The following is a 23,587-nucleotide window of genomic DNA, read 5'->3' as shown; positions in this document are numbered from 1 at the left end:
CTTCGCGGGGGTGTCGGGATCCCGGCCCTGGCGCTGCGAGTTTGGGAGGGGACTTATCCACCCCCCTGCCCCCAGCAGCTCAAGAATCCGATTGGCCAGCTGTTGGCATTCAGCAGCAGCTTGGTAGTTGGGTGGGCAGCAAAGTGTCTTTGTCTTGTTGGAAATGACCATCTGCTCCTTGGCTAGATGGCTGCCTCAAAGGGATCCGCGCTGTGCTGCAGCTGGGTAGAGAGCTTGGGGATAACTTGCAGTTTGAACTGTTGCTCGAAGACTTTTTTCTTCTCGTTCAAGCTCCACAGCTCTAGAGCACAGTCATCGTTGGGGTGCTTGGGCTCCAAAATGAGCTCCAGGCAACGGGGGCCCTCTCCCAAAAGCTGAAAACGGCAGTGCACCGCCTGGATGGCCTGCAGGCGGCGGCGATCCAGAGCACAGGCTATGCGCAACAAGGGACTCAGTTCCAGGACCACTTGGCGATCCCGCTCGTTGGTAAGGCGCTGAAAGTTCTCGTGCTTCTTCTTGGGGGGGGACTTGCGATGGTAGCGGGCTAGGTTGGCGATCACCTCCACCTCTTCCTCGTTAAAGCCCAAGAGTTCCCCGTAGCGGATGAGGTAGTAGGAGTGTTTGTGGTGGGCGGCATGGCTGATGAAGTGGCCGCAGTTGTGCAGCATGGCCGCCGCCCAGAGAAGGGCTCGCTCGCGAGAGCCCCAGGAGTGCAGGATGCCGCGGGTTTGATCGAAGAGGCTGAGGGCAAACTCCGCCACTCGCTCGGCGTAGGGGATCTCCACCTGGTATTTTTCCGCCAGCTTGAGGACGCTGCGCCGCCGCACCGAGCTGTGGTAGCGCAGCCGATCTTCAATTAACCCCTGGCTGATCATCCAATCTACGATCAGCCCTTCCCGCAGGGCCCGCTCACAAAACTGGATCTTCTCCACCCCCAGCAGGGTCATCACCTCCTCCAAGATGACTGCCCCCGCTAGGATGATTTCTCCCCGCCTCTCCCCAAGACCAGGTAGCTTTTGCCGTTCGGCTACGGTGAGAGAGCGCAGCTCTTTGACATAGCGCCGCAGGGCTTCCAGGCTAAACTTGTACCCCTGCAGGCGAGTGGGGACAGCACCCAAGCGACGGCGGGCATCCAACTGGGCCAGGCACTCGATGGTGCCAGAGGTGCCCACCAAGGGCAGGGATCCCTGCTGCTGTGAGGCTGCAACGATGCGCCTCATCTGCTCGATGGGAGCTTCCAGCATGCCGCGGATGTGTTGCCGCAGGGCTTGCAACTCGGCAGCAGTAGGCGGATCGTGGTGCAAAAACGCTTGGGTCAGGCGCACCGCTCCCACCTTGATGCTGCGCAGGAACTCGGGCTCTTGGCCGTTGCCCAGAATCAGCTCGGTGGAGCCGCCGCCGATATCCACCACTGCGTGCAGCCGGTTGTGGAACTCCATGGCCGAGAGTACCCCCAGGTAGATGCGGCGGGCTTCCTCCTGGCCCGAGATCAACTCCACCCGCAGGCCCAGCTCCTGTTCTATCCGCTTTAAAAATTCCAGCCCGTTGGGGGCTTCGCGCACGGCACTAGTAGCCACCGCAACAATGTCCTGCACCTGAAAGCTTTCGGCAAGGCGGCAAAACCGCTCCAGAGCCAACTGCGCCCGTTCCATGGCTGCAGGCGTCAGGGCGCCCGTCTGGCTGCAAAACTCTCCCAGGCGGACGGTGGCTTTTTCGCGGGAGATGATGGTGAAGCTGGGGATGTGGGGGTTGATGCGCACCACCACCATGTGTAGGGAGTTGCTGCCCACATCGATGGCGGCGATAACGGGAGCACCTCCAGAAAGGGAGAGCGGTTGCGGTTCAGAAGCAGCAGAGCGTGCAACAAGGTTGGCGGGCGAGGAGACCATGATAAAGGCAGGGGTTGCAGCACCTCAATAAGATAGAATACCGCGCCCTTTTGCCCCTTTTTCTTGGCTAAGCTTGAGGGGCCTCTCAACCCAGCAGTATCTCGACTGCCCTTGCCTCAGCCTAAGATAAGAGTACGAATAGTCTTTGTTGTTAAAGCGGGTTCCGATGTCTCAACCAGCCGCGTCGCCTCAGCAGGCCAATAGTACCCTCAAGCTGCTGCGTACTCAGGAGTCTCCCAAGCTGGAGCGCATTCGCCATACCACCTCCCATGTGATGGCCATGGCGGTGCAAAGGCTATTTCCCAAGGCAAAGGTAACCATCGGCCCAACAACGGACTATGGCTTCTACTACGATTTTGACCATCCCGAGCCCTTCACCCCGGAAGATCTAGAGCGCATCAAAAAAGAGATGCAGGCCATCATCAAAAAGGGCTTGCCGGTAATCCGTGAGGAGGTGAGTCGGGAAGAAGCCAGACGCCGCATCGAAGCCCTTGGCGAGCCTTACAAATTGGAGATCCTAGACAGCATCCCCGAAGGCGAGCCAATCACCATTTATCATCTGGGGGACGAGTGGTGGGATCTCTGTGCCGGCCCCCACGTGGAAAACACTAAGGAGATCAACCCCAAGGCTTTTGACCTGCTCAGCGTAGCTGGCGCCTATTGGCGAGGAGATGCAAGCAGGCCCCAGCTTCAGCGCATCTACGGCACTGCCTGGGAGACGCCAGAGGAGCTGAAGGAATACAAGCGGCGGCTGGAAGAGGCCAAGCGACGGGATCACCGCAAGCTGGGCAAGGAGTTGGGCCTATTCATCTTTTCCGACGAGGTGGGGCCGGGCCTGCCCCTTTGGACTCCCAAAGGAACTACCCTGCGCTGGGTGCTGGAGGATTTTCTCAAGCAGGAGCAGCTCAAGCGGGGCTATCTGCCGGTGGTGACACCCCATATTGCCCGTGTGGATTTGTTCAAGATCTCCGGCCACTGGCAAAAGTATCGGGAAGACATGTTTCCCCTGATGGCGGAAAGCGAGGAAGCACGGGCGGCAGAGCAGGGCTTTGTCATGAAGCCGATGAACTGCCCTTTTCACATCCAAATCTATAAATCGGAGCTGCGCTCCTACCGCGACTTACCACTGCGCTATGCCGAATTCGGCACCGTCTATCGCTACGAACAATCGGGAGAGCTGGGAGGCTTAACCCGCGTTCGCGGCTTCACGGTAGATGATGCCCATTTGTTTGTCCGGCCCGATCAGTTGGAAGAAGAGTTTCTCAAGGTTGTCGATCTCATTCTGGTCGTTTTCGACAAGCTCAAACTCAAGAATTTTCGCGCCCGCCTCAGTTTCCGCGATCCCAAATCCGATAAATATTTGGGATCCCCGGAAGAGTGGGACATGGCCGAGAACGCCATTCGCCGCGCGGTGGAGAAGTTGTCGATGCCCTATTTTGAAGGGATCGGGGAGGCAGCTTTCTACGGGCCGAAGCTGGACTTCATCTTCCGCGACGCGCTGGATCGGGAGTGGCAGTTGGGCACAGTGCAGGTGGACTACCAAAACCCGCAGCGCTTTGATTTGTACTACGTAGCCGAAGACGGCTCCCGGCAGCGGCCGGTGATGATCCACCGCGCTCCCTTTGGCTCGCTGGAGCGGCTCATTGGAATCCTCATTGAAGAATACGCGGGGGATTTTCCCTTCTGGCTAGCGCCAGAACAGGTGCGCATTTTGCCCATTTCCGACCAGTACCTGGGCTATGCCACCCAGGTGCGGGACCAGCTGCGGGAACAGGGGATCCGCGTCCACATCGATGCCGACAGCGAGCGCCTGCCCAAAAAGATCCGCAACGCCGAGAAGGCCAGGATCCCCTTCATGCTCATTGTGGGAGAAAAAGAACAGGCAACTGGCACAGTGAGCGTGCGCCAGCGCCACGGACAAGACTGGGGATCCCTGACAGTGGCGGAGTTCCTAGCCAAGGTGCAAGCCCTTGACTAGGTGGGGTCCCCGCCGTCGCTGCTTGGAGAACTAGCTAGAGCTGGAGGCTGCCAGAGCCGCCCGCCGCTGCTCCAAGTCTTGGGCCGAGATGCGCCCGTAGGTTACACTGAGCTCCGCCAGCCGCTGGGCCAGCTCTGGTTGCAGCATCTCCTCGCGGTAGCGCCAGGCCCAGTTGTTCTCGGCCCTGCCGGGGAAGTTCATGCGCGCCTCTGCCCCCAGGCCCATCACATCTTGCAGGGGAATGATGGCCAGAGTGGCCACGGAGGCAAAGGCGAGGCGGATGAGATCCCAGTGGATGCCCTCCGATCCCTGGCAGCCGAGGTAGCGCAATAGGTTTTGTTTTTCCCACTCCGGGCGTTCTGGGTCATGAAACCAGCCCACCACAGTGTTGTTGTCGTGGGTGCCGGTGTAGACGACGAAGTTGCGCTCGTAGTTGTGGGGCAGGTGGGGATTGTCAGGGCCAGCGCCGAAGGCAAACAGCAGGACTTTCATGCCAGGCAGACCAAATTGATCCCGCAATTGCAACACCTCTGGCGTAATTTCTCCCAGATCTTCGGCAATGACCGGAACTTCCCCCAACTTCTCGGCCAGCGCCCGAAAGAAATCAGCCCCCGGCCCCTTTTGCCACTCCCCTTCTACGGCTGTTTCCGCCTCGGCAGGGATGGCCCAGTAGCTTTCGAAGCCGCGAAAGTGGTCAATGCGCACATAGTCCACCTGTTTGAGGATGGCCTGGATGCGCCGGATCCACCAGCTATAGCCGCGAGCCTTGAGCACCTCCCAATTGTAGAGGGGATTGCCCCAGCGCTGCCCAGTGGGGCTAAAGTAATCGGGAGGAACGCCGGCTACCCACAGAGGCCGCCCTTGCTCATCGAGCTGAAACAGTTCCCGGTTGGCCCAGACGTCAGCACTGTCGGCAGCAACGTAGATGGGTACGTCGCCAATAAGCTGCACTTGATGCTGGTGGGCATACTCCCTTAGGGATCCCCACTGTTGGGCAAATAGATACTGCCAGAACATCTGGCGGGTTACAGCCTCGGCGTAGCGGTCGCGGGCCTCTTGGAGAGCAAGGGGATCCCGCTGGGCCAGAGCCAGATCCCATTGAGTCCACTCTTGGTTGCCGTATACCTCTTTAAGGGCCATGAACAGGGCGTAGTCCGGCAGCCAATCGGCCTCGGCAGCACAGTAGGCTTGAAAGGCTTCCCAGTCGGCGGCCTTGGCCTTGTCTTTGAAGGTGGCCCAGGCGCGGTGCAGCAGACCCAGCTTGAAGGGGATCACGGTTTCGTAGTCCACCCGCTCGGCCCTTCCTCCCTGAATGGCTGGCCATTGGGGCAGCTCCTGCCAGCTGTTGGGCTCCAGCCAGCCGGCTTTCACCAGCAGCTCCGGGCTAATCAGCAGGGGGTTGCCGGCAATGGCGGAAAAGCTCATGTAGGGGGAGTTGCCCCAGCCAGTGGGCCCCAAAGGCAGCACCTGCCAGAGGCTCTGGCCGCTTTCTACCAAAAAATCCACAAACCGATAAGCCGACGGTCCCAGATCGCCAATGCCAAATGGCCCCGGCAAAGAGGTTGGATGGAGGAGGATGCCACTGAGTCTGCCCATGCGCATGGCTATGCCTTTTTGCCCAACCAGGTATTCCACCGCCTATGCTGTCACTTTTGCAGTTGGATGGAAGTCCCTCCAAGCTAGCTTCTCCAACCTTGGCAGACAGCCCGGTGGCAAGCCTGCACCTCTTCGAGGGTAAACAGGCGGCGAAAGGGGATTCCCATCTCGCGAAAGCGAGCTTCTGCCCCTTCCTGGCGATCCACCAGGGCTAGGATCCCTTCTGCCCGGTAGCCTGCTGCGCGTACTCGCTCTACGACCTTGAGGGCGGAGCCACCTGTAGTGACGACATCCTCCAAGATCCAGACCCGACTGCCAGCTGGCAGTTCCGGCCCCTCGATCCAGGCCTGTGTGCCGTGCGCCTTGGGCTCTTTGCGGACAATCAGGGCCGCGAGGTTAGCGGGCTGGGCGTAGAGGGAAGCCAAGCTCACCGCCGTCACCAGGGGATCCGCCCCTAGGGTCATCCCGGCAACGGCGGCGGTTTCGGGAGGCAACAGCCGATGGAGCAGGGATCCCACCAGGTAGGCCCCCTGGGGGTGGAGGGTGACGGGCTTGCAGTTGATGTAGTAGGAGCTCTGCTGCCCAGAGGTGAGAGTAAAAGATCCCTCGCGGTAGGCCAGTTGCGCCAGCAAATAGAGCAATTTCTCCCGCGCCTCAGCTGGGGAGAGCTTTAAGGGGGAACACTCCAGTAACAACACGGCAGGGCTCCAAGTGGGTTTACTCCCAAGGGGTAGGGTGCCAGGCAGGACAACAATTTCCGCTGCACCCGTTGCAACAATAGCTGAAGACGGTAGCCCAAGGAAGAAGGCCAATCCAATTTGGGAGGGCAGGTCTTTTAGCAACGGAAGGAAAGGAGTAGAGTAGAACAGCAGAGTCTCTAAACCACGAGGATCCCATGACACGAGGCTTTGGACCCTTTGGCAAAATTCAGGAAGCCCTCAAGAAAGCCCAAGAGGTGCGCGACGGCGCCCAAAGACTACAAAAAGAGCTAGAAGAAATGGAGATTGTTGGCGAAGCTGGCAATGGGTTGGTGAAGGTAACGGTCAACGGCAACCAGGAGCCCCTCAAGGTGTCCCTGAATCCCCAGGTCCTCCAGGAGCCGGTGGATGTGGTGGAGGACTTGCTGCTCACGGCAATGGTGAATGCCTATACCCAGTCTGCTGAGACGATGCGCAAGCGCATGGAGGAACTGACAGCGAATATCAGCCTGCCAGGGTTGGGGTTGGGCTGATACTGGCCAGCCTGGCTTTCTATGTACACTCGCCCTTTGGCTCGCCTCATCGAGGAGCTGCAGCGCCTGCCCGGCATTGGCTCCAAAACAGCTCAGCGGTTGGCCTTGCACTTGCTCAACCGGCCCGCTGGCGAGGTCGAGGCCCTGGCCCAAGCCCTGCTGGAAGCCAAACAAACCGTTAAGCACTGCTCTTTGTGCTTCAACTGGTCGGCGGAGGATCCCTGTGAGATCTGCCGTTCGCCCCAGCGGGATCGCCTGCTCTGGTGCGTGGTGGCCGATGTCAGGGATCTCATTGCTGTGGAGCGAACGCGCGAGTTTAAGGGTCTCTACCACGTGTTGGGGGGCCTTATCTCGCCCATCAACGGGATCGGGGCTGAGCAGTTGCGCATCCGCGAACTGGTGGCACGGGTGGCTCGGGAAAAGCCCCAGGAGCTTATCTTTGCCCTCAGCCCCAGTGTGGAGGGGGAGGTCACTATGCACGTGGTTAAAGATTACCTTAGGCCGGTTGCCCCCAACCTGCGCATGACTCGTCTAGCCTTCGGCCTGCCCATGGGATCCGAGTTGGAGTATGCCGATGAAGTGACCCTGGCCCGGGCCTTAGAGGCACGGCAGGAGCTGTAGCAGCAGGCTGGCGGGAACGGTTAACCTGCCGCTGGTCTTAGAGGGGTTCCCCAACCATGAGCAAAGAGCAGGTGAGGCGTTCCAGGAGGCGGGTGGTTGTGTCGCTAAAGGAGAGGCTCCCACTAGGGTGGCGCCGCCGAAAAAAGGGCAACACCACCAGGTCAAACCCTTGCGCCTCTTGCAAGAGCTTTTTGGCGACATCGTCGCTGGCCAAGACCTTTACCTGGACGGGGTAGCCCACGTCTGGCTGTTGGGCCAGAGACAAAAGCTGCGCCTCCAGCCACTGGCGATCGCTTTCGGGGGTACCGCCTGGGCAGATGTGGAGCAAGGTGATCTCCCCCTGGTTGGCGGCAGCCAAGATCTGGGCTAGGCGCACCGCCTGGGCTGACTGCGAGCGAAAGTTTTCCAGCGCCACCAGGATCCGCCGCAGCTTGTGAGGGGGCTGGAGCAAGCGCGCCACGGCAACGGGGCAGTGAGCGGCCCAGAGGACACTATTGATGACGCTGCCAAAGAGGCGGGCCCGCAAGCGGGTGGGATCGCTCCAGCCCATGACAATGAGGCTGGCGTTCTGCTCACGGCTGGCGTGGCTGATCCCTTGGGCAACGTGGCTGTCAATGCGGCTGAGGGGGGTAACTTCTACTCCCCAGGCCTGACAAAACTCCACTGCCCGCCGCAGCAGATCCTCGCCGCGCTCCAAGGAGTCCTGCAGCAAGGGGGAGTCCATGTGCAGGTGGCCGGTCGCCACCGTGAGGGGAACCACCCGCCCGCCCTCGTGCTTGGCCAGGAGGCAGGCCATCTCCAGGAGGTTTTCCTCGGTTTCGGGATTGGCCAGGGGCACCACGACCACGTAGAGCTGGGGAGGCGGCGCTACAGAGACCCCTGCCCCACACGGAAGCCGGCCCTGTTCCTCCTCCCTAGCCATCTGCGTAGCCGCCCGAGTGGTCAAAATTGGACCCAGCGTGGCTGTAACCAGCATTAGCACCACCACGCTGTTGAGCACCTCCGCCTTGAGTAGCCCCACCCGGTACCCCACTAGAGCGGCCGCCAGGGTGGCGGCTACCTGGGGCAGGGAGAGCGACCACATCATTAGCTTTTGCGCCGGGGTGTAGTGGTAGAGCCACTGACAGAGTTGGGCGGCAGCGTATTTGCTCAGGCTTAGCCCCAGCAAGATGCTCAGCATCAGCCAAAGGGAGCTGAGGGTTTGCAGAAAGGCGCGTAGATCAAGCAACAGCCCTATATCCACAAAGAAGACGGGGATGAACAAGATGCTGCCGACAAAGACAATCTTTTCTTTGACAGAGCCCTCCCGCAGCACATCGTTCACGGCTAGCCCCGCCAAGAAGGCGCCGATGATCTTCTCTACCCCAATCCACTGCGCCCCCAGAGCCGCCACAAACAGAGCCAGCAGCACAAACAAAAATTGGTTGCCCTCTTCGCTGCCGGTTACGCGAAAGAACCGCTGCCCCAGCCAGTCCACCCCAAACAGCACCGCAGCCGCATACAGTAGCAGGGATCCCAGCAGCCGCACCAAGCTCCAGAGGGAAAACTCACCGTCGTGGATGCCGACACAGACCGCCAAGACCAGCAGCGAGGCAATGTCGGTAAAGATGGTGCCGCCAATGGTGACCAGCACCGCCTCATTTCTCACCAGGCCATAGCGGCTGACGATGGGGTAGCCCAGGGGGGTGTGGGAGGCAAACAGGGATCCCAATAGAATGGCCGCATTCCAGCCAAAGCCAAATAGCCGCCCAATGGCAGTGCCCACAGTTAGGGGGATGGCAAAGGTCAACACGCCAAAGGTGGCAGAGCGGTTGCGGGTCTGCCGAAACTGCTCCAGGTCAATCTCCAGCCCGGCCACAAACAGCAGGTAGACCACGCCAATATCCGAGAGCAACTGCACCGTCGGCAGCTCTGAGCTCAGCAGGTTCAGTCCCTGCGGCCCTAGGGCGATCCCTGCCGCCAAAAGGCCCACCAACCCCGGTAGGCGCAGCCGCTCAAAGAGCAGCGGCACCACCAGGATCACCCCCAGCAGTAGAGCAAACGAGAGGATAGGCTCCTCTTGCAAAAGTGAGCGTATGGCCTCCATTGGCCAGGCCCTCGAGTGGACACTTTCCTGATTATGGAAGCAACCTGCCCAAATAGCTGCAAGCAGCCCCCCAGCTTGGTCAACCCTCCTCTGGCCAGGAAGGGGCTTGCCAACGGATCCCACCCCTTCTCGGGACTCTCCTAAAGGTGCTCTCAGCAAACCTTAGCTACTGGGGGGCCCCTCCTGGACTTGCAGCGTCAAGGCCAGGATCCAGACACCCCCGCGAAAGAAAGTAGGGTACTCTACAACCACGCGGTGGGACATCCCGTGGCTGCTCGTGGAGGGACTCCTGTTACAGAAACTGATGGCTTTCCGGCTGCAGCACCACCTCATTGGGCACGGCATTGGCGGGCAGCGTGAGGACAAAGTGAATGGCCTCGGCAGCCGTGGTGGGGCTGAGCATTTTATCCCTTTGCACCTTGAGGCTGATGGGATCCCAGAAGGGTGAGTCGATGCCGCCAAAGTAAAACAGGGTAAAGCGCACCCCAAAGCGCTTTAGCTCATCGGCCATGCACTTGCTAAAGCCGACCACGCCAAATTTGGCAGCACAGTAAGCTGCAGCCATGGCCATAGGGTGACGGCCCAAAATGCCGGGGAAGTTGAGGATGTGGCCGGATTTTTGCTCCCGCATGGCATTGGCTGCCAGTTGGCTGGTGTAGAAGCTGCCCTTGAGGTTAACCGCCAGCATTCGCTCCAGCTCGGCAGGGGTAATTTGCGGGGCAGGCTTGAGGATCCCGGCTCCTGCCAGGTTGATCAACACGTCGATCCGCCCGTGCCTTTGTAGGGTCTGGTTGACAAGGGCCTCCACCTGGGCATAGTCCGTCACATCGGCAGGGATCCCCAGCCCGGAGGCAGCCCCCAGGGACACCGCTTTCTCCGCCAGCGCGCGCAAGGGATCCTCCCGCCGTGCCGCCAGCACCAGATGGGCTCCGGCCTGGGCCAACATAGGCACCAGGGCGCTGCCAATGCCCCCTGTGGCCCCTGTAATGAGAACAACTGCCTGGGACAATGAGGAAGACACGTTACGTTTTTTAAACTCTTCCTCTCATCATACCCAGGGAGTGGCCTTGAGGGGCGATCCAGAGAGTTAAACGCGACGCAGCCGCAGTCGTTGCACCCATTCTTCCCCGAAGCGCAGCCAGTCTGCCATTTTTTCTGGACTCACCTGTTGGTCGTCCCGCCAAACAATAAGCTGCGGCCCGGATCCCTCAGCGCAACAAGGAGGATGCTGCTCCAAAAAACTAAGAAAACTAGGATGGAAGCGCAGGCGAATCTTGGCCTCATCTTCTCCGCGCAAAAGGTAGCTGCGGGAAAACTTAGGGTGGCCCTCGAAGTTGATATCTTGCATGCCAAAGGCTTTGGCAATGTCATGAAACAGGGGAATATTCGGATGTAGCCGAAAATGAGGTAGCCGTAGATCTTCGCAATAGGCCCAGAAAACAGACTGGCGATGAGTGCTGCGACTCTTGCCGCTACCGCGGGTGTACTTATAGTCAAAGGCACCGATCTCAGTTCCATCGATTAGCCGCTTGGACATTGAGTTGTAGAAACGTCGAGCGTAGCCTCGTTCAAATAGTTCAAAGCCTGCCTGAAGCAAGCGGGAGCGGATCCCTTCGGGTAGCTCCGCTGAAAACGACATGCCCAGGCTCCTGGCCACCTGCTCCAAAGCTTCCCGACGCTTCTTCTCTAGATAGGCGGCAAGCGCCAGAAGGCCGATAACAAAAACCAAGAACAGACCAAAAATAAGCCATTCCATTGCAAACCCTCCCTCCAACCTCTAGACTTCGGCCCCAGAATATCAAAAAAAGGGATCCCTCCAGCAAAGGAAGGGATCCCGTTCAAAAGCCGTGGCCAAGAACTAATGCTTCAAATGAGAACCTCGATCAGGCGTCGAAATAGAGCGCGAACTCGTAGGGGTGAGGCCGCAGGTTGATGGGGTTGATCTCGTTGTCAATCTTGTACTCGATGTAGGTTTCGATGAGATCCTCAGTAAAGACACCTCCCTCCAGTAGGAAGTCGTGATCCTTCTGCAGGTTTTCCAAAGCATCCAGCAGGGATCCGGGCGTGGAGGGGATCTTGGCCAGCTCGTCCGGCTCCAGATCGTAGATATCTTTGTCGAGGGGCTCGCCGGGATGGATCTTGTTCTTGATCCCGTCCAGCCCCGCCATCAACATGGCCGAGAAGGCAATGTAGGGGTTGCAGGTGGCATCGGGGCAGCGGAACTCCAGCCGCTTGGCCTTGGGATTTTTGCCTGTAACTGGAATGCGAATGGCTGCGGAGCGGTTGCCCTGCGAGTAGGCCAAGTTGACCGGCGCCTCAAACCCAGGCACTAGGCGCTTGTAGGAGTTGGTGGTGGGGTTGGTAAAGGCTAGGATGGCTGGGGCATGCTTGAGCAGGCCGCCAATGTAGTAGAGAGCCGTTTCGCTGAGATCGGCGTAGTTGCCTTCTTGGTAAAACAAGGGCTGGCCGTCTTTCCAGAGGGACTGGTGCGTGTGCATGCCGCTGCCGTTGTCATTGAAGAGGGGCTTGGGCATGAACGTCACCGTCTTGCCGTGCTTGCGGGCCACGTTCCGGATCACGTACTTGTAAATCATCATGTAGTCGGCAGCCGTGATTAGATCGGCAAAGCGGTAGCCCAGCTCCCCTTGCCCGCCGGTGGCCACCTCGTGGTGGTGCTTCTCGATAGGCACCCCCAGCTTGGCCATTGTCAACAGCATCTCGGTACGAAGATCCTGGTGGGCATCGGTGGGCGGCACAGGGAAATAGCCCTCTTTGTAGCGCGGCTTGTAGCCCAGGTTGCCCCCTTTTTCCTCTCGGCCCGAGTTCCAGCGGCCCTCGATGGAATCGACAAAGTAGTAGCCGGCGTTCTGAGTTTGGTCAAACCGTACATCTTCAAAGATGAAAAACTCTGCTTCAGGCCCGAAGTAAGCCGTATCGGCAATCCCTGTCGATTGCAGATAGGCCACAGCCCGCGCTGCTAGGCTCCGCGGACAACGGCTGTAGGGCTGGCCGGTGCGCGGTTCAATAATGTTACAGATAAGGCTGAGGGTGGGCACTTGAAAAAACGGGTCGATCCAGGCTGTTTTGGGATCCGGCACCATGTACATGTCCGACTCGTTGATGGATTTCCAGCCTCGGATGCTGGATCCATCAAAAGGCAGCCCTTCGCTAAAAACTTCTTCCGTCAGCATCGAAGAGTGGACGGAGATATGCTGCCAGGTGCCAAAGAGATCCACAAACTTGAGATCCACCATCTGGACATTGTTGTCCTGGATCATCTGGAGCACTTCTTGGGGGGTGGATGCCATCGCTCTCTCCTAACTTGGGTTGCCGTTGAGACTAGGGGTGGGATCCCAGCCGATGATCCCCATGCTTTGACCCAGACAGGCCAAAAGCGCTCACCCATCCTAGAAAGGCCGACACCAGTTTTTTGTATTTTCTGATACGAAACTGGCCTGCCTCCGGCCTTCTCTCCACTAACCTGCGGTAAGGCTACTTGCAAGGGGAAGAGGCCTAGGCCAACTGGCAAGCTACACCGGTGTTCCCGGACAGGCCAATGCCCTGGCCGAGAGCGAAAATAGGACTGGGAGCCCCAACCTCGCTGAGGTTGCGGAGTCGTGTTAGGCTAAAGCGTAGTCATTATGAGTTTGACTTAGAGAGCTGCAGAAGGGGAGAGAGAGGATGACGGAGCAAAGTCGGGTTGAGAATGTGGTCATTATTGGCTCTGGGCCCGCTGGCTTGACCGCGGCCATCTATGCCGGCCGGGCCAAGCTGAAGCCAGTTGTGTTCGAGGGGTTTCAGGTGGGCGGGATCCCGGGTGGGCAACTGATGACCACCACCGAGGTGGAAAACTTTCCGGGCTTTCCCGAGGGCATCAGCGGCCCCCAGCTGATGAAAAACATGCGCGCTCAAGCGCAGCGGTGGGGGGCAGAGCTCTACCCCGAGGATGTTACCTTTGTGGATCTCAGCCAGCGGCCTTTCGTGGTCCGCTCTGATGAGCGAGAAGTGCGCACCCACAGCCTAATCATCGCCACCGGGGCCACAGCCAAGCGCCTACACCTGCCCGGAGAGGAGATCTACTGGAACCGCGGCATGTCCGCCTGTGCTGTCTGCGATGGGGCCATGCCCATGTTCAGGGGGGTGGAGCTGGTGGTCATTGGCGGCGGCGACACCGCCTGCGAGGAAGCTACCTATTTGACCAAGTTTGGATCCCATGTCCACATCCTGGTGCGCAGTGGCAAAATGCGGGCCAGCAAGGCCATGCAAGACCGAGTCCTCAACCACCCCAAGATTACCGTGCACTGGTACACCGAGGCGGTGGAAGTCCTGGGTGACGGCCAGCGCCTGACGGGGGTGAAGGTGCGCAACAACCAGACGGGCGAGATCCGGGAGATGGCAGTAGGGGGGGTATTTTACGCCATCGGCCACAAACCCAACACCGACCTGTTCAAAGGGCAACTGGAACTGGATGAAGTGGGCTATATTGTCACCCGCCCCGGATCGGTAGCCACCAGCGTAGAGGGGGTGTTTGCCGCTGGGGATGTGCAGGATCACGAGTTTCGCCAGGCCATCACCGCGGCGGGCAGCGGCTGTATGGCGGCCATGCTGGCGGAGCGCTGGCTCTCGGAACACGGCTTAGCCCAAGAGTATCACGTCGTCCCTCAGAGCCATCCTGAGCCCAGCCCTGCCACGGCTCCTCCCGAGGCAGAGTTGCCGGGGGAAGCTGCGGTGGCGGAGAACGGCCACGAGGATCTGGATTTCAGTAAGACCTGCCATGAAGGGAGCTATGCCCTGCGGCGGCTCTACCACGAAAGCGATCGCCTGCTGATGGTCAAGTACACTGCTCCCACCTGTGCCCCTTGTCATGCCCTCAGGCCAATCCTGAACAAAGTCATCGAAGAGTTTGCCGACAAGCTGCACGTGGTGGAGATCGACATCGAGAAGGATCCGGAGATTGCTGAAGCCGGCGGGGTCACCTGTACGCCGACGGTGCAGTTTTTTAAAAACAAGGAGCTGGTGGCCCAGGTGGTGGGTGTTAAGCCCAAATCCTACTATCGGGAGGTGATCCAGGCCAATTTGTCTGAACCAAAATGAGGGAGTCTAGATCCGGCTAGTCGGCAAAGGCGCTGTGGTAGGCAACCTGCAGGGCTGCTAAAGAAACCGACACCAGGGGATCCCCTTCTGCAGTTGTCAAGAGCAAAGGATCGGCAGGGGATCCCACTTGTCCCAGCAGTTGCCACTGGCCGGGGAGCTGTGACTCTAAGTAGGCTTCCCAAGGAGAGCGCTGGGCTGGATTGACAGAAACGAGGATGCGGCTGGATCCCTCGCCAAACAGGGCCTGATCCCAGCGCAGGGATCCGGGAGCCAGAGAGACACTGGCACCGCGGCCCCCGCTGAGGCAGGCTTCCGCCAGAGCCACGGCCAGTCCTCCCTCGCTACAGTCGTGGGCGGAGCGCACCCACCCCTGCCGGATGCCGTGGCGGCAGGCGGCTTGCACGCGCTTTTCCAGCTCCAGATCCACGGGGGCAGGCCGACCCGTGACCTTGTTGTAGATTGCCGCCAAATACTCGCTGCCGCCCAGACTGGTAACAGCCTGGGATCCCAAGAGGTAGATGAGATCCCTTTCTTGCTGCCACCCCTGGCCACAGACCAACTTCAAGTCCGGAAGGAGACCGACCATGCCGATAACGGGGGTAGGGTAGATGGCCTGGGATCCCTTCTCGTTGTAGAGGGAAACGTTCCCCCCTGTTACCGGTGTCCCTAGGGCACGGCAGGCCTCCCCAATCCCCCGACAGGCCAGGGCCAACTGCCAGTACACCACCGGGTTTTCCGGGTTGCCGAAGTTGAGGTTGTCGGTTACGGCCAAGGGCTCCGCCCCCACGCAGGAGAGGTTGCGGGCGGCTTCGGCCACCGCGGCTTTGGCCCCCTCGTAGGGATCCAAATATACCCAGCGGCCATTGCCATCTAGGGTGGCAGCAATGGCCTTGCGGGCAGCCTGCAGGGGTGGCACCTCGCCCACGCCAAACTTTTGCGAGCGGATGCGGATAACCGCTGCATCTCCCTGCCCCGGCCAAAGGACAGTGTTGTTTTGCACCTGGTGGTCATATTGGCGATAGATCCAGGCTTTGCTGGCCAGGGTGGGGCGGGCCAAAAGCCGCAGCAGCACCTCTTGCCACGTCAGGGTTGCCTGATCGAGGTGGATCCCTTCGCGACTGCAAGGGGGTAGGGTGGCGGGATCCCACTGCCACGCTGCCTGGACGTACTCCGGTGGCTCTGGCAGCAGCGGGCGGACGTAGACGGGGGTCTCTTCGGCCAAGGCCCGCGCCGGCACTTGCACCACGCAGGTTCCGCGGTGCCAGATCTCCACCAGCGGCTCAGCAATGACTTCTCCGGCCACGCTGGCCTGCAGGCCCCAGCGGTGGAAGATCTCCATCACCTCCGCCTCGCGACCTTTTTGCACCACCAGCAGCATCCGCTCCTGGGACTCCGAAAGCAGGTACTCCCAGGCGGCCATGCCGCTTTCCCGCGCCGGCACCCGGTCGAGATCAAAGCGGATCCCTACGCCTCCTTTGGCGGCCATCTCCGCCGTGGAGCAGGTGATCCCGGCCGCTCCCATGTCCTGGGCGGCCACCACGGCTCCTGTGGCAAAGGCCTCCAGGCAGGCCTCGATGAGACATTTGCCCAGAAAGGGATCCCCCACCTGCACCGCCGGCCGATCCTGCTGGGAGTCCTCCTTGAGCTCGGCGCTGGCAAAGCTGGCCCCGCGGATCCCGTCCCGCCCCGTGGGGGCGCCCACGTACAAGACCGGATTCCCCACCCCCCGAGCTGCCGATTTCACCACCGCCGGCGTCTCCAGCAGCCCCAGAGCCATGACGTTGACCAGGGGGTTGCCACTGTAGCAGGGATCCACGGCCACTTCCCCCCCCACCGTGGGCACCCCCACGCAGTTGCCGTAGTGGGCGATCCCCTCCACCACCCTGGCCATGAGGCGGCGGTTGCGGGGATCCGTCAGCGGCCCAAAGCGCAGGGAGTTGAGCAGGGCAATGGGGCGGGCGCCCAGGGTAAAGATATCGCGCAGGATGCCTCCCACGCCGGTGGCCGCTCCCTGGAAGGGCTCAACCGCTGAAGGATGGTTGTGGGATTCAATCTTAAAGGCCAGCCAGTCCCCATCCCCCAAATCCACGACGCCGGCATTTTCCCCCGGCCCCACCACCACCCGCTCGCCTGTGGTGGGAAAGTTTTTCAGCAGAGGGCGAGAGTTCTTGTAGCAGCAGTGCTCCGACCACATCACCCCAAACATGGCCAGCTCGGTGGGGTTGGGATCCCGGCCCAGTTGCTGCTGGATCTGGTGATATTCCTGGGGGGAGAGGCCGTGGAGCGTCAGCTCTTCAGGAGTAGGGGGCATAGGCAGCAAGGTTAAGTCAACAAAGCCGGCCCCAAAAGGCGGGCCTGGCGTTCTTCCAGTATGCGACGCAGGCGGGGCCACTGCTGCAGCTGTGGGTCTTGGGCAATGAGCTGCTCTGCTGCCTGGCGGGCCAACTGCAGCACCTCTTGGTCATCCATGAGGCTGGCCAGAGCAAAATCGGGCAGCCCCGACTGGCGGGTGCCCATCACCTCCCCAGGGCCGCGGAAGCGCAGATCCATCTCGGCAATGAAAAAGCCATCGTGGGACTGCTCCAGGACTTTTAGCCGGCGCAGGGCCTCTTCGCTTTGGGATCCCGTCATTAAAATGCAGTAGGCCTGGTCGGATCCCCGCCCCACCCGCCCCCGCAGTTGGTGGAGCTGGGAGAGGCCAAAGCGATCGGCATGCTCCACCAGCATCACCGAGGCGTTGGGCACATCCACCCCCACTTCCACCACCGTGGTGGAAACCAAGATATCCAGCTCCCGCCGGCGGAAAGCTTCTATGACAGCGTCCTTCTCGCTGCTAGCTAGGCGCCCGTGCAGCAGGCCCACCCGGAACTGGGGGAAGACCTTCTCCTGCAGGCGCTGGTGCTCTTCAATGGCGGACTTGAGATCCAGCTTCTCAGACTCTTCAATCAAAGGCAACACCACGTAGGCCTGCCGCCCCTGGGCAATCTCCCGCTCCATCAGCCGCACCACCTGCAGGCGATCCCCCGGTCGAGCCACCACCGTGTGCACCGGCTTGCGCCCCGGGGGCAACTCGTCAATTTGGGTAACATCCAGATCCCCGTGCAGGGCCAGGGTAAGGGTGCGGGGGATGGGGGTGGCCGTCATGGTCAGGACATCGGGGTGATCCCCTTTCTGTTGCAGGGCAGCCCGCTGTTCGACGCCAAAGCGGTGCTGCTCGTCGATAACCACCAAGCCCAGGTTGCGAAACTGCACCGCCGGCTGGATGAGGGCATGGGTGCCAACCACTAGGGGCAGCTCCCCGGTCTGCAACTGCCGCAGGATCTCGCGCCGCTTGGCGGGGGGTGTGGAGCCGGTCAAGAGTTCCACAGGCACTTGCAGTTGGCTGAGCCACTCCACCAGCTTGCGGTAGTGCTGCTCGGCCAAGACCTCCGTGGGAGCCATGAGGGCCGTCTGCCAGCCCGACTGGATGGCCGCCAGCAAAGCCGCCACCGCCACCACAGTTTTGCCGGATCCCACATCCCCCTGCAGCAGGCGGTTCATGGGCAAGGGATCCCGCAGATCCGCCAGGATCTCGTCGATGGCCCGCTGCTGGGCAGCGGTCAGCTGGAAGGGCAGGATTTGGTAGAAGCGGTCCAGGAGCTCCCCTCTAGCTGGCTGGTAGCGGGGGACAGCCTGGGCCTGGGCGCGGTAGCGCTGCCGCCGCTGCAAGAGGCTAAGTTGCAGGTAGAAAAACTCGTCGAACACCAGCCGCCGCCGGGCCTGGGCCAGCAGCTCTTGCGTCTTGGGAAAGTGGATCTGCTGCAGGGCAAGGGGCAAGTCCAACAGCTGCAACTGCCGCTTCAGGGGCTCCGGCAAGGGATCCTCCACCAAGGCGGCTGCCGGCAGGGCGAGCTGGACGGCTTTGCGCACCAGATCGGCGGGGATCCCTTCTGAGAGGGGGTAAACGGGTAGGATCTTGCCCAATCTCTCCGGATCCTCGCCCTCTCCCCCCAGCACCTCCAGTTGGGGGTTGTCCAGCGTCAGGCCCAAGCGGCCCTTTTTCACCAGACCGCTGGCCGCCACCACTGCCCCCTTGGGGTACTGCCGCTCCAGGGCCGCCTGCCAACTGCGCTGGGCAAATTGCCGCCCGCTGTAGAAGCGGCTGAGGGTGACTACGCCGCTTTTGTCGGCAAGCTTGAGGTTGAAGATGGTCAGCAAGGGGTTTTTGGGGCTGGTGAAGCAGCTGCAGCTTTTCACCGTCCCCACCAGGGTAACCGTCTCCCCCACCTTGGCCTGGCGGATGAGCACGCGGCGGGAATAGTCCAGGTGATCCCGGGGGAAGTAGTAGAGGGCATCGCGCACAGTGTGCAGGCCCAGTTGCGCCAGTTTCTCCGCCGACTTGGGGCCAATGCCCTTGAGAAATTGCAGCGGCTGCTCCAAGCTAAGGCCCTTGGGCAGGGGCAAAGCAGGGCTAGGGGGGGCAGAGTAGGCTTGTTCTTGCTGGCGCCGCAGCCGCTCCAGCCAGCGGCGGGTTTCCGCCACCAGGTGCTGCCGCTCCGCCAGCTCTAGCTGGGGGTAGAGGCGATAGCGGGATCCCAGTTCTTTCCACCGCCGTCGCGCTTCCCCATCCAGGAGCCAGCCAGCGGGGGGATCCTGGCCAAACACACTCTGCAAAAATTGGGAGAAGGTCTGCTCTCGCCCCCGCAGGTCGGTAAACCCCACTTCCGCTTCCAGAGAAAGGGCGCGCTGAACCCGCTGTAGATCCACCTGGCTCAAGTTGCTTCTGGGTTGGCTGCCGGTAGTATCTCTTATCCAACTTTAGCCAATGGCAAAGCGTCCCAGGCGCAGCCCCTGGGCCTCAACTCAAAAGGGCCTGCTCTATAGGACAGGCCCCCGGATCCAGAGCAACCTTATTCTTCCAGATGGAAACTAGCTGCGGGCCAGGGCGGATCCCAGCAGCACGGCCATCACTGCTGGCACCAGGGCAATGGCCAGGATGGTGAAAACTTGCGCGTCGGTCATAGCCAACTCCTAAAACAAACCCAGTGCTGTAAACCTGCCCCTCACTTTACCCCGGCTGGTGACCAGACCTGGGGCCCAAAAACATTCTTTACAAAGCGGCCTTTGGTTCTGCGCTTAGCCGCTGCGGGATCCCCTGGCCTGTGTTACGATGTTGCTTTGCAACGCTGTTGCGACCGCAGGGTAATTCTGGCCTTTTTTTCTTTGCAACGTTTGCTCTTGGCGTCACCATGGTAGCCGCCCCCCACAGCCTAACCACTCCCCGGGACAACCTGGCCATTTTGGCCGAAACGGATCCCATCGTTTACCGCCTCATCCAGCAAGAGCTTCAGCGCCAGCGGGATCACCTGGAGATGATTGCCAGCGAGAACTTCACCTCGCCGGCCGTCCTGGCGGCGCAGGGCTCGGTGCTTACCAACAAGTATGCGGAGGGGCTACCCGGCAAGCGCTACTACGGCGGCTGCGAATTTATCGACGAGATCGAACAACTGGCCATTGACCGGGCCAAGCAACTGTTTGGGGCAGCCCACGCCAATGTCCAGCCCCACTCCGGCGCCCAGGCCAATTTCGCGGTTTTCTTGGCTCTGCTGCAGCCAGGAGACACGATCATGGGCATGGATCTGGCCCACGGCGGCCACCTCACCCATGGCTCGCCGGTGAATGTCTCCGGCAAGTGGTTCCGCGTGGTGCACTATGGCGTGGATCCGCAGACGGAGCGGATTGATTTTGACCAGGTGCGGGATCTGGCCCTGCAGCACCGGCCTAAGCTGATTATCTGCGGCTACTCCGCCTACCCGCGGACAATTGATTTTGCTGCCTTCCGTGCCATTGCCGACGAGGTGGGGGCCTATCTGATGGCAGACATTGCCCACATCGCCGGCCTGGTGGCCACTGGACACCACCCCAACCCCGTGCCCCTCTGCGATGTGGTAACCACCACCACCCACAAGACGCTGCGGGGGCCGCGCGGGGGGCTGATTCTCACCCGCGACCCGGAATTGGGCAAAAAGCTGGATAAGGCGGTATTCCCCGGCAGCCAAGGGGGGCCTTTGGAGCATGTCATTGCCGGCAAGGCGGTGGCCTTTGGAGAAGCCCTGCAGCCCAGCTTTGCCCAGTACTCCGCCCAGGTCATTGCCAATGCCCAGGCCCTGGCGGCAACGCTGCAGCGGCGGGGCATCCGGCTGGTTTCAGGGGGCACCGACAACCACCTGGTGTTGCTGGATCTGCGCTCGGTCTCGGCAGTGCTGGAGAAAAACGGGGCTGCTGATCCAGTGATGACGGGCAAGCGGGCGGATCGCCTGATGGAAGAGATCCACATTACCGCCAACAAAAACACCATCCCCTTTGACCCGCAGCCGCCCTCTGTGGCCAGCGGCCTGCGCCTGGGATCCCCGGCCTTGACCACCCGCGGTCTGGGTGCGGCAGAATTTGAGGAAATTGGGGAAATTATTGCCGATTGCCTGTTTCAACCGGAGGATCCAGGCGTGCTCGAAGCCTGTCGCCGGCGAGTGGCCGAGCTCTGCCGCCGTTTTCCGCTCTACCCCCACTTGGGATAACCCCCCTCCTCGCTACGGCTTGCCATGCCTTACTTGGTTGCCTTTTTGGCTGCTGCCTGTGTGGTTCTCTGGGCAACCCCGGTGGTGAAGGCGGTTGGAATCCGCAGCGGCCAGTTGGATTTTCCTGACGAGCGCAAGATCCACCGGCAGCCGATGGTGCGCCTAGGGGGGGTCTCTATCTTTTTTGGCAACCTAGTGGCGCTGCTCTTGCTCTGGGGAGCTGGAGCCTTCGCCGGCTTGTCCACCGAGCAGGAGTACGAGATCTGGGGGGTAACCATTGGCGGCGTTTTGTTTTTTTTGATTGGCCTGGCGGATGATCTGTTTCAGTTGTCGCCCTTTTCCCGCCTAGCGATGCAGTTTGGGGTGGCTGCCGCCGCCTGGGGAGTAGGGGTGCGCATTGAGTTCATCAACCTGCCGCGCCTTGGCCTCTGGCCCTTCCCGGTGTGGCTGAGCCTGCTAGTTACCCTGCTGTGGCTGGTGGGGATGGCCAACGCCATCAACTTCATGGATGGCCTGGATGGCTTGGCGGCAGGCGTGTCGGGGATCGCAGCAGTCGTGATGCTGATGGTAACGCTGCTGCTGGATCGGCCGGCGGCGGCGATGCTGGCGGCAGCCTTGGCAGGGGCCTGTCTGGGCTTTTTGCGCTACAACTTCAACCCGGCCCAGATCTTCATGGGAGATGGGGGAGCCTACTTTTTGGGCTTTACCCTGGCCGGGATCGGGGTCATTGGGGTGGCCAAGGGGGTGACCACGCTGGCGGTGGCCCTGCCGTTTTTTATTCTGGCCGTGCCGATCCTGGATATGTCTGCCGTCATCCTCAAGCGGCTGGCCAGGGGCAGGTCCCCCTTTCATCCCGACAAGGGCCACTTGCACCATCGCCTGCTCAAAGCCGGCCTGTCGCAGCGGCATTCAGTACTCTTGATCTACGCCATGACCCTCTGGGGGGGATCCCTGGCCTTGGCCTTGGCCGGCCTGCCGGCAGGGGGCACCTACCTGGGCGGCGCCTCGCTGCTGTTGGCGGGAGTAAGCTGGGGGGCCTGGCAACGCCACCGTCAGCGGCAACGGTCTTTGGCTGCTGAAGATACCGAGCTTCAAGCAGCAGATTCAGTTAACTCAAAAAAGGATTAAGCCTGGATTGTTCCCAGCCGCCCGCCTGCCTAGACTGGAAGGGATCTCCTCTGCCGCCTTGATGATGCGTCCTACACCCGAGCTGGCGGCCCTTTTGCGCCGCACCGCCGATCGCTTGCAGGCCCAGCACTGGGGCTTTTGGGATCGCGAGTACTGCTGGCGGGATAGTACCCGCTGCAATTGCGGCCTGCTGGTGCGAGAAGCCCTGGGCTGGAATCAGCAGCAGCTTAGCCTGCACATCCACCGCGGCACCTGGCGCACCATTGCTCAAACGGCCTACCGCACTGCTAGGGATCCCTGGGAAGCCCAGTGTGAGGCCACGGGCCTGCGGCTGGGATACGTGTTTGAAAAAATGGCAGAGCTGGGGTTTGACCAGCCAGAGGACTTTGCCGCCCTGGAAGAGCTCAGCGATCCCGTCATCCGGGCCCGCCTAGCCGCAAAAGGAGTGGAGCCGCTGCGGCAGGATCACGCCCTCCATGTGGCCCTCTACATGCGGGAGCTGGCCGACTGGATTGAGGAGCAACTGCAGGCGCAAGCTCAGCTCAGCCACCTGACCCAACCGCTGCCCAAAGCCAAAGCACCAGAGGTAACCGTCCGTCAGCCGCTGCGCCAGCAGTGAGGTTGCCTACGCCGTTCCCTGCTATCTGCAGCCCGAGATTAGGGGTGTAGGATCTCAAATAGCTGGGGTGTGGAACCGCGTATCCAGACCTGACTTCCTGCCCACAGGGATCTAGAGGAATTTCTTCGTTCTGGTTGGGAGTGTGGCCGGCGGATCCCTCAGTTGGATTCTTCCACCATCACCACATGGGTGGGGATCTCAGGGGGCAGGAGCTTGCGGCCCGACAAGAAAGCCAGCTCAATTAGAAAGGCAAACCCTCCCACCTCAGCGCCGCTCTGGGCCACCAATTGGGCGGTGGCGGCAGCAGTGCCCCCGGTGGCGATGACATCATCCACAATCACCACCCGGTTGCCGGGGCGCAGGGCGTGGGCATGGAGTTGCAGCTGGTCTTGGCCGTACTCTAGGCTATAGGTTTGGCTAAGCACCGGCGGTGGCAACTTGCCGGGTTTGCGAACCGGGACAAATCCCAACCCCAAATGCTGAGCCAAAGCAGCCCCCAGAATAAACCCCCGCGACTCAATGCCCACCACATAGTCCAGGGATCCCATAGTGGCAGTACCGGCAGCCAACTGTTCAATTGCCGCCCGAAAGCCTGCTGGATCCCGCAGCAGGGGGGTTATGTCGCGAAAGAGGATCCCGGGCTTGGGAAAATCGGGCACTAGGCGAATGAGGGGTCGCAAATCCATGGATTCCCCTGGCTCAGCGCTGGCCAGCTCAAAGGCCGCTCCAAGCAACTCATCATAGCCGCTCCAGGTGTCAGCAAATGGGATCCCTTTTGACCGAGCTGGCAG

General features: G+C 60.9%; 18 protein-coding genes. 7 read left to right on the top strand and 11 right to left on the bottom strand.

All coding sequences use genetic code 11. The annotated features are described in order from the left end of the window. Positions 1–182: 182 nt before the first annotated feature. Positions 183–1,889, bottom strand: coding sequence for an HD domain-containing protein (locus NW830_RS09000; RefSeq protein WP_414361980.1), 1,707 nt, complete (start codon positions 1,887–1,889; stop codon positions 183–185). Positions 1,890–2,055: 166 nt separating this feature from the next. Here NW830_RS09000 and thrS point away from each other — a divergent pair, with 166 nt between their 5' ends. Further along, the gene (thrS, locus tag NW830_RS08995) at positions 2,056–3,867 is read left to right on the top strand and encodes a threonine--tRNA ligase (RefSeq protein WP_414361982.1); all 1,812 of its coding nucleotides are present in this window, start codon (positions 2,056–2,058) and stop codon (positions 3,865–3,867) included. Between the two features lie 30 nt (positions 3,868–3,897). Here the strand turns inward: thrS and malQ are convergent, their stop codons facing one another. Beyond that, positions 3,898–5,469 (bottom strand): 4-alpha-glucanotransferase, encoded by a 1,572-nt coding sequence (malQ, locus tag NW830_RS08990; RefSeq protein ID WP_414362070.1) that lies wholly within the window; start codon positions 5,467–5,469, stop codon positions 3,898–3,900. Positions 5,470–5,546: 77 nt separating this feature from the next. Continuing rightward, on the bottom strand, positions 5,547–6,161 hold the full coding sequence (gene pyrE, locus NW830_RS08985) for an orotate phosphoribosyltransferase (RefSeq protein WP_414361984.1): 615 nt from the start codon (positions 6,159–6,161) through the stop codon (positions 5,547–5,549). Between the two features lie 197 nt (positions 6,162–6,358). On the opposite strand from pyrE, the gene NW830_RS08980 reads away from it, so the two are divergent. Together NW830_RS08980 and recR are read left to right on the top strand one after the other, a co-directional pair. After that, on the top strand, positions 6,359–6,694 hold the full coding sequence (locus NW830_RS08980; protein WP_414361986.1) for a YbaB/EbfC family nucleoid-associated protein: 336 nt from the start codon (positions 6,359–6,361) through the stop codon (positions 6,692–6,694). 21 nt (positions 6,695–6,715) lie between these two features. Then, complete coding sequence (gene recR / locus NW830_RS08975; protein ID WP_414361988.1) at positions 6,716–7,315, top strand: recombination mediator RecR; 600 nt, start codon at positions 6,716–6,718, stop codon at positions 7,313–7,315. 37 nt (positions 7,316–7,352) lie between these two features. Here recR and NW830_RS08970 read toward each other — a convergent pair whose 3' ends face one another. The 4 genes from NW830_RS08970 to glnA all read right to left on the bottom strand — a co-directional run bounded on the left by NW830_RS08970 (position 7,353) and on the right by glnA (position 12,709). Then, positions 7,353–9,380, bottom strand: coding sequence for a cation:proton antiporter (locus NW830_RS08970; RefSeq protein WP_414361990.1), 2,028 nt, complete (start codon positions 9,378–9,380; stop codon positions 7,353–7,355). Positions 9,381–9,693: 313 nt separating this feature from the next. Further along, complete coding sequence (locus tag NW830_RS08965) at positions 9,694–10,422, bottom strand: SDR family oxidoreductase (RefSeq protein WP_414361992.1); 729 nt, start codon at positions 10,420–10,422, stop codon at positions 9,694–9,696. 66 nt (positions 10,423–10,488) lie between these two features. Next, complete coding sequence (locus NW830_RS08960; RefSeq protein ID WP_414361994.1) at positions 10,489–11,157, bottom strand: hypothetical protein; 669 nt, start codon at positions 11,155–11,157, stop codon at positions 10,489–10,491. A gap of 127 nt (positions 11,158–11,284) precedes the next feature. Continuing rightward, complete coding sequence (glnA, locus tag NW830_RS08955; protein WP_414361996.1) at positions 11,285–12,709, bottom strand: type I glutamate--ammonia ligase; 1,425 nt, start codon at positions 12,707–12,709, stop codon at positions 11,285–11,287. Positions 12,710–13,082: 373 nt separating this feature from the next. Between glnA and trxB the strand changes: the two genes are divergently transcribed. Further along, positions 13,083–14,495: a thioredoxin-disulfide reductase gene (trxB, locus tag NW830_RS08950; protein WP_414361998.1), complete on the top strand. Its 1,413-nt coding sequence runs from the start codon at positions 13,083–13,085 to the stop codon at positions 14,493–14,495. 16 nt (positions 14,496–14,511) lie between these two features. Here trxB and purL read toward each other — a convergent pair whose 3' ends face one another. From purL to psaM, 3 genes are all read right to left on the bottom strand, one after another. Next, on the bottom strand, positions 14,512–16,806 hold the full coding sequence (gene purL / locus NW830_RS08945) for a phosphoribosylformylglycinamidine synthase subunit PurL (protein ID WP_414361999.1): 2,295 nt from the start codon (positions 16,804–16,806) through the stop codon (positions 14,512–14,514). Between the two features lie 11 nt (positions 16,807–16,817). Continuing rightward, positions 16,818–19,241 (bottom strand): ATP-dependent DNA helicase RecG, encoded by a 2,424-nt coding sequence (gene recG, locus NW830_RS08940; protein WP_414362072.1) that lies wholly within the window; start codon positions 19,239–19,241, stop codon positions 16,818–16,820. 162 nt (positions 19,242–19,403) lie between these two features. Continuing rightward, positions 19,404–19,496, bottom strand: a complete 93-nt coding sequence (gene psaM / locus NW830_RS08935) for a photosystem I reaction center subunit XII (protein ID WP_414332959.1) — start codon at positions 19,494–19,496, stop codon at positions 19,404–19,406. Between the two features lie 227 nt (positions 19,497–19,723). Between psaM and glyA the strand changes: the two genes are divergently transcribed. The 3 genes from glyA to NW830_RS08920 all read left to right on the top strand — a co-directional run bounded on the left by glyA (position 19,724) and on the right by NW830_RS08920 (position 22,796). Then, positions 19,724–21,049 carry a serine hydroxymethyltransferase gene (gene glyA / locus NW830_RS08930; RefSeq protein ID WP_414362001.1) on the top strand — a complete coding sequence of 442 codons (1,326 nt, stop codon included), beginning with the start codon at positions 19,724–19,726 and terminating at the stop codon, positions 21,047–21,049. A gap of 24 nt (positions 21,050–21,073) precedes the next feature. Then, positions 21,074–22,177: a glycosyltransferase family 4 protein gene (locus NW830_RS08925; protein ID WP_414362003.1), complete on the top strand. Its 1,104-nt coding sequence runs from the start codon at positions 21,074–21,076 to the stop codon at positions 22,175–22,177. Positions 22,178–22,238: 61 nt separating this feature from the next. Next, complete coding sequence (locus NW830_RS08920) at positions 22,239–22,796, top strand: hypothetical protein (RefSeq protein WP_414362005.1); 558 nt, start codon at positions 22,239–22,241, stop codon at positions 22,794–22,796. Positions 22,797–22,954: 158 nt separating this feature from the next. Here the strand turns inward: NW830_RS08920 and NW830_RS08915 are convergent, their stop codons facing one another. Next, a complete protein-coding gene (locus NW830_RS08915; RefSeq protein WP_414362007.1) occupies positions 22,955–23,482 on the bottom strand; it encodes an adenine phosphoribosyltransferase in 528 nt (175 codons plus the stop codon). Between the last annotated feature and the right edge of the window lie 105 nt (positions 23,483–23,587).

This window comes from Synechococcus sp. OH30 (assembly GCF_047462175.1).
Taxonomy (GTDB): domain Bacteria; phylum Cyanobacteriota; class Cyanobacteriia; order Thermostichales; family Thermostichaceae; genus Thermostichus.
This window is presented reverse-complemented; position numbering and strand designations above follow the sequence as displayed.